At 70.8% G+C, this 13,130-nt stretch carries 11 protein-coding genes and 1 pseudogene; 6 read left to right on the top strand and 6 right to left on the bottom strand.

Features of this window, described 5'->3' with window-relative positions:
• Nucleotides 1-65: 65 nt before the first annotated feature.
• Nucleotides 66-899 carry an HAD family phosphatase gene (locus tag L8M95_RS13140; RefSeq protein ID WP_260486562.1) on the top strand — a complete coding sequence of 278 codons (834 nt, stop codon included), beginning with the start codon at nucleotides 66-68 and terminating at the stop codon, nucleotides 897-899.
• Nucleotides 900-1,365: 466 nt separating this feature from the next.
• Here the strand turns inward: L8M95_RS13140 and L8M95_RS13135 are convergent, their stop codons facing one another.
• The gene (locus L8M95_RS13135) at nucleotides 1,366-2,124 is read right to left on the bottom strand and encodes an oxidoreductase (RefSeq protein ID WP_260486561.1); all 759 of its coding nucleotides are present in this window, start codon (nucleotides 2,122-2,124) and stop codon (nucleotides 1,366-1,368) included.
• Between the two features lie 175 nt (nucleotides 2,125-2,299).
• On the opposite strand from L8M95_RS13135, the gene L8M95_RS13130 reads away from it, so the two are divergent.
• The 4 genes from L8M95_RS13130 (at nucleotide 2,300) to L8M95_RS13115 (ending at nucleotide 6,857) form a co-directional block, all read left to right on the top strand.
• Entirely contained in the window at nucleotides 2,300-3,121 is an 822-nt protein-coding gene (locus L8M95_RS13130) for a PRC-barrel domain-containing protein (RefSeq protein ID WP_260486559.1), read from the top strand.
• A gap of 206 nt (nucleotides 3,122-3,327) precedes the next feature.
• A complete protein-coding gene (gene acs / locus L8M95_RS13125; protein WP_260486558.1) occupies nucleotides 3,328-5,295 on the top strand; it encodes an acetate--CoA ligase in 1,968 nt (655 codons plus the stop codon).
• 81 nt (nucleotides 5,296-5,376) lie between these two features.
• A complete protein-coding gene (locus L8M95_RS13120; RefSeq protein ID WP_260486557.1) occupies nucleotides 5,377-5,892 on the top strand; it encodes a phage holin family protein in 516 nt (171 codons plus the stop codon).
• A gap of 107 nt (nucleotides 5,893-5,999) precedes the next feature.
• Nucleotides 6,000-6,857, top strand: coding sequence for an alpha/beta hydrolase (locus tag L8M95_RS13115; RefSeq protein ID WP_260486556.1), 858 nt, complete (start codon nucleotides 6,000-6,002; stop codon nucleotides 6,855-6,857).
• A gap of 407 nt (nucleotides 6,858-7,264) precedes the next feature.
• Here the strand turns inward: L8M95_RS13115 and L8M95_RS13110 are convergent, their stop codons facing one another.
• The 4 genes and pseudogenes from L8M95_RS13110 to nth all read right to left on the bottom strand — a co-directional run bounded on the left by L8M95_RS13110 (nucleotide 7,265) and on the right by nth (nucleotide 10,915).
• On the bottom strand, nucleotides 7,265-8,461 hold the full coding sequence (locus L8M95_RS13110; protein ID WP_260486555.1) for a MarP family serine protease: 1,197 nt from the start codon (nucleotides 8,459-8,461) through the stop codon (nucleotides 7,265-7,267).
• A gap of 239 nt (nucleotides 8,462-8,700) precedes the next feature.
• A pseudogene (locus L8M95_RS17525) lies at nucleotides 8,701-9,378 on the bottom strand (NUDIX hydrolase); the annotation flags it as partial.
• A gap of 56 nt (nucleotides 9,379-9,434) precedes the next feature.
• On the bottom strand, nucleotides 9,435-10,127 hold the full coding sequence (locus L8M95_RS13100; protein ID WP_260486554.1) for a thioredoxin family protein: 693 nt from the start codon (nucleotides 10,125-10,127) through the stop codon (nucleotides 9,435-9,437).
• Entirely contained in the window at nucleotides 10,124-10,915 is a 792-nt protein-coding gene (gene nth / locus L8M95_RS13095; RefSeq protein ID WP_260486553.1) for an endonuclease III, read from the bottom strand. The genes L8M95_RS13100 and nth overlap by 4 nt, the downstream gene beginning before the upstream one ends.
• 325 nt (nucleotides 10,916-11,240) lie before the next feature.
• On the opposite strand from nth, the gene L8M95_RS13090 reads away from it, so the two are divergent.
• Nucleotides 11,241-11,945 carry a Crp/Fnr family transcriptional regulator gene (locus tag L8M95_RS13090; RefSeq protein ID WP_312027414.1) on the top strand — a complete coding sequence of 235 codons (705 nt, stop codon included), beginning with the start codon at nucleotides 11,241-11,243 and terminating at the stop codon, nucleotides 11,943-11,945.
• 116 nt (nucleotides 11,946-12,061) lie between these two features.
• Here L8M95_RS13090 and L8M95_RS13085 read toward each other — a convergent pair whose 3' ends face one another.
• Nucleotides 12,062-13,036, bottom strand: coding sequence for a hypothetical protein (locus L8M95_RS13085; RefSeq protein WP_260486552.1), 975 nt, complete (start codon nucleotides 13,034-13,036; stop codon nucleotides 12,062-12,064).
• Nucleotides 13,037-13,130: the final 94 nt, after the last annotated feature.

Raw genomic sequence — 13,130 nt, 5'->3', positions numbered from 1 at the left:
CCATCACGGGCACCGCAAGTATCGCCCATCTGCGGTTGCAGCACAAGAACCGTATCCTCGAGGGCGTGTCCGCCCCACGCCCACCGGGCCCCAGGATGTCGCACCGCCCTCGCCGGGTGGCTGCGTTCTTCGACCTCGACAAGACGATCATCGCGACCTCATCGGTGTTCGCGTTCAACAAGTCCTTTCTCGACGAGGGTCTGTTGTCGCGACGATCGGTGCTCGACCTCGCCTACACGCAGCTCGCGTTCAGCCTGTCGGACGCCGACGACGAACAGATGCGGAAGGTCCGCCAGGCCATGGCGACCGCCACCAAGGGGTGGGAGCCCGAGCAGGTCGAGCGGATCGTCACCGCGGGGCTCACGGAGACCGTCTCCCCCACCGTGTACTCCGAGGCGCAGGATCTGCTCGCCGAGCACCGCGCACTGGGGCACGACCTGGTGATCGTATCCGCCTCGGGCGAGGAGCTGGTGGCGCCGATCGCCCGGATGCTCGGCGTGGACCACTACGCCGGCACGCGCATGAACCGGGACGTCGACGGGCGCTACGGCGGTGAGATCGAGTTCTACTGCCAGGGTCCGGGCAAGGCGGAGGCGATCAGCGCGTTCGCCGAGCGCTACGGCTACGACCTCGAGGCGAGCTACGCCTATTCCGATTCCTCCACCGACCTGCCCATGCTCGAGATGGTGGGTCACCCGACGGTGATCAATCCCGACCGCCCGCTGCGGCGCGAAGCACTGGAGCGGGGGTGGCCGATCCTCACCTTCACCAATCCCACGCCGCTACTGCCCACCCTCGAGCGCGCCACCGGGCCGATCGTCGGGGTCGCGGCCATCGTGGTGGCCGTGGGGTCCGCGGCTGTCTCGTTCGCCCGTGCCGCCCGCCGTGCGGGGCGGTAGCAGGGCCACCGGGCGCGCGCCGCAGTAGGGCGGGCACACCGGGTGCGCCGCCAACACCTCAGCATCGGCCCGCCAGACGATCCGGGGCGATAGCCGAACCGCCTCATGAGTCCTCCGATTCCTTGTGGGATTTCGCCATCGCCCGGGGTCCGTGACAGGCGGCATGCTCAGGGCACGGTGTTGAAGACGCCAGGACCGAGACGGAAGAGAAGTCACGGCCCCCCGCCCGATTCACCGTCATCGACATTCGGAAACCCACGCGACGGATGACGCCCGAGAGGCAAGCCAGCCGTGGGTCCGCGCCAGCCGTCACCGACGGTTGTCCCGGACCGGCGACACGGCGGACCACAGGACGCTTGGTACCCGGATCTCTCGATGGACCGCAGTGAGTTGGCGGGTCGGCTACGGCCGACCCGCCATTCGCACTTGCCCGAGCCGAACCGGGCCCGCGGTACGCCCGACCTCGCTAGCCCCCGGCGGCGTCGGCAATCGAGGTGGCCTCGCGCGCGCCGGCCTCGAGGGCTCTACAGCAATGAAGGATCCAGTCGGCCACACCCTCGCCGGTCCCCGCCATGTATCCCTTCAGCGCGGCACGGTGCGCCTCCGGGTCCCGGTAGAAGGTCACCTCCGGCACGCCCAGGCAATGGGGGTCTAGCCCCGTGGACACCCCGACCAGCCGGAACGCGGCCCGCGCGACGAGCCCGTCCGCGGACCCGAACGGGCGCAGACCCGAGATTTCACCGAGGACGACCGCTGCCAGGACGGGCGCCGGCGCGCGGGTGCCTCCGGTGACCAGTTCCGCCAGTCCCTGGAGACGCTCGGCGACGCCCGGTTCGGGGCGCGGGCGCCCCAGGCTCCCGGGATCCGCACCCGGCCCGGAGGCGGCGAGGAGATGGAGATGCGCGAGTTCCTGCAGAGGGGACCGGGTCCACACCGCCACAGCGCGGTCGAGAGACTCGCCGGTCAGCTCGCCGGCCACCCGCAACGCAGCGGAGAGCACCTCATCGGTCTCACCGTCGGAGTTCAGGCGCACGGACGCACCCTCCACGCCGGCGGACGCGCGCGCCCCGCGCAGCACCGATTCGGCGGCGGTGGTGGGCCATCCGCGACGGTTGGCCGGGTGCCGGTGCACCGCCGCCAGCGCGGCCCTGGCCGCGTCCGCCGCCTCGGCCACCCCGGGCAGCACCAGGAGCGGGGCGAGCGGGTCGGGAGCTGTGGAGTTCACGGGTCGAGGGTACCCACCCGGCAGGATCGCCCCGCCCCGCCACTGCACCGACCCACGCCAATCGTCCGACACAGGCAAAATTCAGCTGCCTCAACCGCTGTCGAGCTGGTGTAATCAGCCAATCCGCCGGGTTCGGCGCCCGGCTCGCCCCATCCCCTCTAACCTCGGAGACCCCGTGAACCTCAAGGACCAGCTCGACGCTCTGCTCGACGCGACCGCCTTCGACTCGACGGGGGCCAAGATCGGCGCCGTACGCCAGATCTACGTAGACGACGCCAGCGGCAAGGCCACCTTCGCCACCGTCGCCACCGGGATCTTCTCCGCCGACGCGATCGTCCCCCTCCACGGCGCCCGACTCCTCGACGACGAACTGCACGTCGACCACACCCGCGCCGTCATCCGCGACTCCCCCCGGCCCGACGACACCGACGACGCCCTCACCCCCGAGCAGGAGATCAAGCTGCTCGAGTACTACGGCATCGAGATTCCCCGCCGGGGCGGGGTCGGCGGGACGGAACCTGGGGCCGACCGCCGCACGGCATCGTCTGCTTCTCCGTCTGCTGGGAAGAAGTCGGCCGGACCCGACTCCGGGCCCGCCGCGACCACGCCCGGCCCTCAGCCGGGTTCGCCGGGTTCGAAGCCGCAGCCGAAGGCGGAGGCGAAGGCGGAGGCGAAGGCGGCGAGCACGACCGACCCGCAGCGGACCGCGCCGAGCACACAGGCACCGAAGAGGGAGGTGACGAGCTCGCAGGGTTCGAAGGCAGCGGCCTCGGCGAAGCCCGCCCCCGGCGGCACCGCCGAGAAGCCCGGGACCCCGCCATCGTCGCGCCCCTCGACGGACGACCGGGGGGCCGCCGAGTCAAAGAAGCCGACCCCGCAGACCACGACCCCGCAGACCACGACCCCGCCGGCCACCGGCCAGTCGACGCCCACCGCGGCGCCGCAGAAGAAGAGCGACACGTCCGGGCGAAAGGACGACACCGCCAACCGCTCGTGATCGATCGGTTGTGACGCCCCCCGGCTCTCCCGTCTGCACACGCGTCACATCGGCCGTATCCCCCGTTCCCGGCATACCTACCCCCGACGGGTGCGATCCCGAACACGACGCAGGTCATGTGACTACGCTCACACACATCGGTCCGGTCGCTTCCGCCGTGACGATCCCGGCCGTTCGAGAAACCTGATCCCGAGAGAGAGCCGCTCATGACCGCTCCCGAGAACGCCCCGTCCTTCGCTCCCGATCCCGACTTCGCCGCCCAGGCCAATGCGCAGCCCGACCTGTACGACACCGCGTCGAGCGATCGTCTCGCGTTCTGGGAGGAGCAGGCCCGCCGACTCGACTGGGACACCGAGTGGTCCGAGGTCCTGGACTGGTCCGACGCCCCGGTCGCCAAGTGGTTCGTCGGCGGCAAACTCAACGTGGCCCACAACTGCGTCGACCGCCACGTCGACGCCGGCAACGGCGACCGAGTGGCCATCCACTGGATCGGCGAGCCCACCGATGACGCCCGCGACATCACCTACGCCGAACTCAAGGACGAGGTCAGCCGTGCGGCCAACTACCTCAGCTCGCTCGGGCTCGTCGCCGGCGACCGGGTGGCCATCTACATGCCGCTGCTGCCCGAGGTCTACGTCGCGATGCTCGCGTGTGCCCGCCTCGGCCTGACCCACTCCGTGGTCTTCGCCGGCTTCTCCCCCAACGCGCTGCGGTCCCGCGTCGATGACGCGGAGGCCAAGCTCGTCATCACCGCCGACGGCCAGTTCCGGCGGGGGAAGCCCGCGCCGCTGAAGGCCGGGGTCGACGACGCGCTCTCCGGGAACGGTGTCGACGCCGAGGGGACCGCCGAATCCGTCCAGAACGTCCTCGTGGTCCGCCGCACCGGCATGGACGTCGACTGGATCGAGGGTCGCGACGTCTGGTGGGACGAGGTCATGGCCGAGCAGTCCACCGAGCACCAGCCCGAGGCCTTCGACTCGGAGCACCCGCTGTTCCTGCTCTACACCTCCGGGACCACGGGCAAGCCCAAGGGCATCGTCCACACCACGGGCGGGTACCTCACCCAGGCCGCGTACACCCACCACAACGTGTTCGATCACAAGCCCGGTGAGGACGTCTACTGGTGCACCGCGGACGTCGGCTGGGTCACGGGCCACACCTACGGGGTGTACGCCCCGCTGGCGAACGGCGCCGAGTGCATCGTCTACGAGGGCACCCCCAACTCGCCGGACGAGCACCGCCACTTCCAGATCATCGAGAAGTACGGCGTCACCATCTACTACTCTGCACCGACGCTGATCCGCACCTTCATGAAGTGGGGCAAGGAGATCCCCGCCGCCCATGACCTGTCCTCGATCCGCCTGCTCGGTTCGGTGGGCGAGCCGATCAACCCGGAGGCGTGGCGCTGGTACCGCGAGAACATCGGTGGCGGGAAGGTCCCGATCGTGGACACCTGGTGGCAGACCGAGACCGGCGCGATCATGATCTCCCCGCTCCCCGGCGTGACCGACACCAAGCCCGGTTCCGCCATGCGCCCGCTGCCCGGAATCGATGTCGCCATCGTCGACGGTGACGCCAAGGAGGTCGCGGCCGAGGAGCAGGGTTTCCTCGTCATCACCGAGCCGTGGCCCGCCATGCTCCGCGGGATCTGGGGCGACATGGAGCGCTACCGCGACACCTACTGGTCGCGGTTCGCCGAGGAGGGGTACTACTTCGCCGGTGACGGCGCCAAGTGGGACGCGGACGGCGCGCTGTGGGTCCTCGGCCGCGTCGACGACGTCATGAACATCTCCGGTCACCGCATCTCCACCTCGGAGGTCGAGTCGGCGCTCGTCGGGCACCGGGCGGTCGCAGAGGCGGCCGTCGTCGGCGCCGATGACGAGACCACCGGCCAGGCGATCGTCGCCTACGTGATCCTGCGCGGGAACGTGGACGCGGAGGAGGATCGCCAGAAGCTCATCGACGAACTGCGGGCCGAGGTGTCGCGGGAGATCTCCCCGATCGCCAAGCCCCGCGACATCACGATCGTGCCCGAACTGCCCAAGACCCGCTCCGGCAAGATCATGCGGCGTCTGCTCAAGAACCTGGCCGAGGGCAAGGACGGCGGCGACACCTCGACGCTGTCGGATCCGACGATCATGGACCAGATCCGCGAGAAGGGCACGCGCGGCTGACCGGGTAGCGGGTGAACACCGCCACGTGTCGTGGCACGATGGACGACGGTGCATCCGTCGCCGGACTATGGAGGAACAACCGTGAGCCACGCCCAGGGAACGCACAAGCCGTCCGAGGCCTCGATCCCCCTGCATGACGCTGACTCGATCGGCCGTGGCGACGCCAGTATCGGCACTCTGGTCAAGAACGCCACCACGCAGGTGTCCACGCTGGTCCGCGCCGAGATCGAGCTGGCGAAGACCGAGGTCACCGAGCAGGTGAAGAAGGCCGCCACCGGGTCCGGCTTCTTCGTGGTGGCGCTCGTCCTGCTGCTGATGTCGTTCTTCCCGTTCGTGTTCATGTGGGCCAAGCTCATCTCGATGTGGTTCGGCACAAAGACCTGGGACTGGATGGGTTTCCTCATCGTGTTCGTGGTCCTGGTCCTGCTGGCCGCGGTGTTCGGGTTGCTCGGCTACCGCAAGGTCAAGAAGATCCGGAAGCCGCAGCGCACCATCGACTCGGTGTCGGATCTGAAGCTCGCCATGCCCAAGGGCAACGAGCCCCGGCCCGGCACGGTGCGTGTCACCGAGACGCCCTTGCCCGCCGCGAAGTCCTGAGAACTCCCGCTCACAGGCCGCCCGACCCGTCGATCGTCAGGATCGACGGGTCGTGGCGGCATCGTGACATTTCGGCCAACGGCATCCGGCTGCACGTCGCCGAGGCGTTGCCTGCAGACACCCCGCCGGGTCGGCTCCCCCCGCTGGTCCTCCTGGTCCACGGGCTCAGTGGCATCTGGTGGACGATGCGCGCGCCCATGGTCGCGCTGGCCGAGGCCGGGTTCCACGCCGTGGCCGTCGACCTCCGGGGACACGGCGACTCCGACAAGCCACCTCGGGGTTACGACGCGTGGACCCTGGCCGCGGACATCACCAACCTGATCAGGTCGCTCGGTCATTCGTCCGCGGTGATCGTCGGCCAGGGCGAGGGCGGATTCGTCGCGTGGACCGCCGCCTACCGCCGGCCCCGCGCGGTGCGGGGCCTCGTCGTCGTCGGCTCCCCGCACCCGGTCGCCACGCGCCGCGCTGCCCTGCTCGACCGCACCCAGGGCCGCGCGCTCGTACCCCGCCTGCTCTCGGACCAGGCGCCGCGACTGCCCGAACGGCGCCTCACCCGCGACGGCGCGGCAGCGGTCGAGGAGATGCTCCGCAGTCGCTCCGGGCCCGCGTGGCCCGGGACCGAGGATTTCCGCGAGTCCGCCGCCCTGCTCAGGCGGGCCATGCTCATCCCGAAGGTCGCCCACCTCTCGTTGGAGAGCCGCCGCTGGATGGTGCGCAGCCAGTTCCGGCCGGACGGTCGCGACTTCCGCCGCGCGGTCTCGGGTGTCCTGTCCCAGCCGGTACTGGGGATCAGCGGCGCCGAGGACAGGTTCATCCTGCCGGCGACCCTCCGCTCGTCCTCGGCGTGGGCACGCGACTTCACCACCGAACTGGTCCCGGGCGCCGGCCACTATCCGGCGATGGAGGCCCCGGACGTCACGTCCCGGCTCATCGTGGACTTCGCTAGGCGCGTCACCCCGCTCTGAGCTCCCGGCCGGCTCTCTGCCGCTCCCGGCCACCGTTCGTCCGGCGCACTGCCTCCGCGGGTCACGGCCGGAGACCCGGTTTTGCTTGCCTCGACTCTCGCTTCGCCCCTGCCCGTGACGCCCCGCAGCGAACAGGGCCGCAGCGCATCCGCCTCGGCTTACGCTGGTCCACTGACTTACGCGTCCTCTTTGCACGCTCTCGCTTGACTAGCGCGCGCGGAATGGACAATTTCCGCAGCGTAAGCCGACGAGGCAGCGTATCCGGCGTCAGGTGCGCTGCTGGTGTGCCCAGCCCGACCCAACCCGACCCAGCCGGACCGCACCCGGGCGAACACCTGCCCACCGAGGGCTGGCCGGACTCCGGGTAGGCCCCCCGCCGGTCCGTAGCGGGCGGACGTGCGGTCCGGTCAGCCGACCCCGACGCAGCGTCCCGTCGGGACCGGCTCCTGCGCGTCGACGGCGAGCTGGAGCTGCGGCAGGACCTGCTCCACGGTCAAGGCGTACCCGGTGTCGGCCGCGTCCATCGCGGCGCCGAACACCACGCCGACGATCTGCCCCTGAGGCGTGAGCAGCGGCCCGCCGGAGTTGCCCTCGCGGACCGAGCCGCGCAGGATGTACACCTCGCGCTCGACGGTCTGCTCGCGGTAGATGTCCGGGCCGCGCAGGGTCACGCGCTCGCGGATCCGGGCCGCGTCCGGCCGGTAGGGCCCGTTACCCGGATACCCCACGACGATCGCGTCGTCACCGGTGCGCGCACGGTTCTCGGCGAACGGCAGGACCGGCGCGTCGAGACCGTCCACCCGCAACACGGCGATGTCCACGCGGGGGTCGTAGACCACCACCTCGGCGTCCAATTCCTCGTCACCGGACTCGACGGTCACCGATCCGGTGCCCGCCACGACGTGGGCGTTGGTCATCACGAGCCCCGGCGCGGCGACGAATCCCGACCCCTCCAGCGCGCGACTGCAGGACTCGGCCCGGCCGCGGATCTTCAGCACGGACGGTTGCACGCGGGCCACCACCTCGGCACCGGACAGGACCGGATCGGGCGGCGGCACCTCCTGCATCGGGGTCGTGCCGAAGGGCCCGAGGATGTCCGGGAATCCGGTGGTGCCGAGCACCGAGGTGAACGTGGCGGGGATCCGTTGCAGCTGCTCGGGAGCCACGTCGTCGATCTTGGCCAGTACGGACGACCCCCGCACCGCCTTGCCGAGCCCGGGGCCCTCCTGCGCCGCGATCGGGACGGCGACCAGCCACGCCACCAGCAGCATCGCGGCGGACTGGAAGACGGCCCCCACGGTGCTGTCGAGGAGTCGGGCGCCGGAACCAGAGATGTAGCGCCGGGCGGCGCGGCCGATGGTCACGCCGGCCACCTGCCCGATGACCACCATCACGGCGATGATCGCCAATCCCGCCGACAACCGGCCCAGTGGTGAGTCGATCTCCCGCACGAGGTGTGGGGCGACCAGCAGCCCTGAGGTCGCGCCGATGCCCACGCCGAGAAGCGCGAAACCCGAGGCTGCGGCGCCGTTGATCCAGCCGGAGATCGCCGCGGCGGCGGCGAGCGCGAACAATGCCAGGTCGAGCCATTGCGAGCCCGTCACCGGTACCCCCTCCGGGGATCGTCCGCGGGCAGGTCGAGCGAATCCTCGCCACCGGTGGCCTGTTCCGCGGAACGGACGGCAGGCTGCCCTGCGCCGACCGTGTCACCGGCGGCGCCGGTGCTCACCCCGGGCACACCAGCGGTGCCGGCGCTCACCCCGGGCACACCGGCGACCGTGCGATCGGCCAGCGGGTCCGCGGTCTCGCGGCGGGCCTCTTCGGCCGACATGCGGTGCTGTTCCCCGTTCGCGGACGCGGCCAGGGTCTTCTCGAGGTCCCGGATGTCCGTGGTGTCCCAGTCCAGGTCCCAGCCGGCGGAATGGAACATCGCGGCGAGGATGCCGGCGGTGAAGCCCCACACCACGAGGTCGTCGTGCTGGAACGCCGGTCCGGTCCAGCCGGTGGTGTGGCGGAGCAGGAAGCGGTTGGCGGGGTCGAGCAGCTCGTCGACGGGCACGGTCATGACCCGCGCGGTCTCGCCCGGATCCACCACGTCCACCTCCATGGGCTCCCGCCAGTAGCCGAGAACCGGCGCGACCGAGTAGTTGGACACCGGGATGTACAGCTCGGGCAACACCGCGAGCACATCCACGCCGTCGCGGTCGAGGCCCGTCTCCTCCCACGCCTCCCGAAGCGCGGCCTCCACCGGCCCGCTGTCGGTGTCGTCGACCCCGCCGCCGGGGAACGAGACCTGGCCGGAGTGGTTGCGCAGGGTGGGGGCCCGGTGGGTGAGCAGGACGCGGGCGTCGGCGGGCGGCTGTGGGCCCGGCGCGTCCGGCGATCCGGAGAACAGCACCAGCACGGCGGCGTCGCGGTGCGGACGTCCGACCTCGTTGGGGCCGCGGTCCTCCGGCGGGCGCCGCCTGGGCAGCAGCCCATCGAAGCTGCCGTCGGTGCACGCCGCCATGAGCGGGTCCATCCAGCCGGGGTGCTGGACGCCGGTGACGTCGCCGGGGCGGGGGTTCACGGGATCCCTCACGCGGTCACCCCCAGGTGCTCGGCGACGGCGTCGAGCACGTCCTGCTCACTGTCCATGGGCTGGACCAGCACGTGCGCGACCGTCCCGTCGGCGCGGACGAACAGCGTCAGGGGCAGGACGGGCGGCGCGCCGAGCACGGTCGGCAGCTCCTCGTCCTGGTCCGAGACCGAGATCAGGTCCTCGATGCCCAGCGCGGCGAGGGTGTCGAACCCCTTGGTCTCGGACGGGTCGGTGTGCGAGAGCACCACCTTCACCTTGTCCCCGAGGGTGGCCTGCGCGTCGCGGATGGCGGGAAGTTCGCGGCGGCACGGTTCGCACCAGTAGGCCCACATGTTGACCACCATCGGCGTGCCGGCCTGGATCTTGCCGAGCGTGGTGGTGGAGCCGTCGTCCATGCAGCGCACCATGAGTCCGGCGACGGGCCCGGAGGTGGTGGCGGGCACGGCACTGTCGCGGCAGGCGGGGAGCCCGGCCCCGGCGCGGACCGCGGGGTCCACGACGGTGCGCGGCTCGTCCGCGGGCGGGGCGCCCACGGCAGGTGCGGTCGGAGCGGCGGTCGGGGCGGCGGTCGGGGCGGCGGTCGGGTCGCCGGACCCGGCGCCGGTGTCACCGAAGGTGGAGAGAAGGGCGACGACGACGCCGATCAGCGCCACGAGGGCGACCAGCGACCACCGGGTGGAGGAGCTCACGCGTGTTCCCCCAGTCCGACCAGTTCCAGCAGGTGATCACGCTCGGGTCCCGCCACGAGGCGGGCGGCGGCGACCGGGTCGAGCGGGCCGGCCTCCCCCGCGGACGGGCAGTCGTCGGCCAGCACACACGCCCCGCAGGCCGCGGTCCGCGCGTGGCACACCCGGCGACCGTGGAAGATGATCCGGTGGCTCGCGTCGGTCCAGGAGGCCCGCGGCAGCATGCGCGACACCTCGCGCTCGATGCGGACGGCGTCCGTGGCCTCGGTCCACTTCCAGCGGTTCACCAACCGGATGAAGTGGGTGTCGACCGGCAGCCCCGGGATCCCGAACGCGTTGCCCAGGACCACGTTGGCCGTCTTCCTCCCGAATCCCGGGAGGGTGACCAGGTCCTCGAGCCGCTGCGGCACCTCGCCGTCGTACCTCTCCACGAGCGCCGCGCCCAGGCCCTGGATGCTCCGCGCCTTGTTGCGGTAGAAACCCGTCGGCCGGATGAACTCCTCCAGCTCCTCGCGATCCGCCCCGGCGTAGTCGGCGGCCGTCCGGTAACGCGCGAACAGCGCCGGGGTGACCTCGTTGACCCGCTTGTCCGTGCACTGCGCGGACAGGATGGTGGCGACGCTCAGCTCGAGCGGATCGGTGAAGTCGAGCTCGCAGTAGACGTGCGGGAACGCCTCCTCGAGGGTGCGGAGCATGCGTCTCGCGCGTCGGGTGCGCCCGAGGTCGGTCTCCACCCCCCTCGCGGCCACCCCTCGTCTGCGGCGCTTCACGGCGGGAGCGGGGTCGGGCATGAGTCCACATTACGGCCCGACGCCGCCGGGGCGCCGACACGCCGCCCCGGGCGCGTGTGCATCCTCCGGAACGGGGGTGGATAATCAGACGCATGCAGGGAATCCTCGTCGTCCTGGTGCCGGTCCTCCTCGCCGGATTCGCACTACTCATGGACCGGTTCGAGAACGCGATCCTCGACGAGCCCGAACGGATCGACACCTGAACCACGCCGCCCGATCGCGCGTCGGCACCACCTGCGACGCGGTAACGACTACAGTGGTTTTCGCCACACGCACGCCATGGCGCGGACATGCATGTCCGCGCCCGAACGGAGGGTCACAGACTGTGACGATTGATCGCCGCACGGACCAGTCTGCCGACGACGTCCTCACCCGAGCCGGAATCTTCCAGGGTGTGGAGCCGGCCGCCGTCTCCGCTCTGCGTGCAGATCTCACCAGCGAGGAGTACTCGAAGGGTGACGTGATCATCCGCGAGGGCGAGCAGGGCGACAGCCTGTACATCGTCACCTCCGGCAAGGTGAAGCTCTCCCGCAAGGCCCCCGACGGCCGCGAGAACCTACTGTCGATCCTCGGCCCGTCCGACATGTTCGGCGAGCTCTCCATCTTCGACCCGGGCCCGCGTACGTCCTCGGCCGTGTGTGTCACCGACGTCTCCGTGCAGGCCATGGACCGCTCCGCCCTCAAGCGCTGGATCGCCGAGCGCCCGGAGATCTCCGACCAGCTGCTGCGCGTGCTGGCCCGCCGCCTGCGCCGCACCAACAACAACCTCGCCGATCTCATCTTCACCGACGTCCCCGGCCGCGTCGCCAAGGCCCTGCTGCAGCTGGCGCAGCGCTTCGGTACGCAGGAGGGCGGCAACATCCGCGTGACGCACGACCTCACGCAGGAGGAGATCGCCCAGCTCGTCGGCGCCTCCCGCGAGACCGTGAACAAGGCCCTGGCCGAGTTCGCGCACCGCGGCTGGCTGCGGCTCGAGGGCAAGAGCGTCATCATCTCCGACACCGAGCGCCTGGCCCGCCGCGCCCGCTGACACCCCGGCCCCGGCCGCAGCCCCGGCCCGGCCCCGAAATCCGCTACTCCGATTCGGGATCTGCTAGTCCAATGCGACCAGCCGATCCCGAATCGGAGTAGCGGATTTGTGGTCTCTCACGCCGCGCGGCCGAGCCCGAGTCGCTCCTGCCGACGCATCTCGGCCTTCACCCGCCGAACGATCACGTCCGGACGCCGCAGGTCATCCCATACCCAGCGGATCACCACGTAACCGGCATCCTCCAGATCGCGCTGTCTGTGGCGTTCGCGGCTCAGTGCCTCCCGTATCCCCTGCGGGCTGCTCCCGTACTTGCCGAAGCCGTCCGCCTCGCCGACGAGCCGCCACTCCCGCCAGTAGAAGTCCACGCGGAACCGCTTACCGCTCCGGCCCGCCAGCCACACCTGCATCTCGGGCTGCGGGAGACCCGCGAACACCAGGATCAGCCGAATCAGTGATTCCAGAACCGATTCCGCCAGCCCGCATGTCAGTTCCGGCAGCGCCCGCGCGCTCCCGACACCCGTGCGCCCTTTCGCCAGACCCGCCTCGACCCGGAGCTCGGAGCGTGACAGCATGCCCCGGCGGATGGCCTGATCGGCAGCAGCCACGCCGCTCTCCAGGCTCACCGTTCGTGCGACGTCGATGATCGTCCTGGCGGGAGAGGTCATCTGAATGCCGTCGACGAGTCTGGTCGCCCCCTCCACGGGCAGAGTGAAACACACGAGCGCCGAACTGCGCCGCGTCCCGCCGCCCACACGCGGCCGGGTGGCGGTGGGTTTGTCCAAGGGGATCCCGTGAAGTTGCAACCCGTAGAGCGCGAGGGCGGAACCATGCGACATCACCGTCCCGGGTTCCACCGCGAGCGCGGCCGCCCGAGTTCGTTCGAGGAACTCCCGCTCCCTGCGGAGGTATTCGGGCCCGCTCCCGGCGGGCGCATCCTCCGGCTCGTGGGCGTAGACGCCGGCCCGCACCCGCCGTAGCGTTCCGGCGCCGATCCGTCTGTTGATCTCATCGTGGTCCAGGCCGCTGCGGGCGAGCTGCGCGAACGTCGCGAGAGAGGGACTGTCGTGGTCGTCTGCTGTGGATGCACCCATGTCGGCAGTCTCGCCCAAGCCGATACGCGCACTCCCGCCGTAACCTGCGATATGCAGGCAGCCTGTGGAGTAATCCTCCCCTGTGGACAACCTC

Source organism: Dietzia sp. B32 (assembly GCF_024732245.1).
Classification (GTDB): Bacteria; Actinomycetota; Actinomycetes; order Mycobacteriales; family Mycobacteriaceae; genus Dietzia.
The sequence above is the reverse complement of the archived record's forward strand: the minus strand, read 5'-3'. Positions and strand labels throughout refer to the sequence as shown.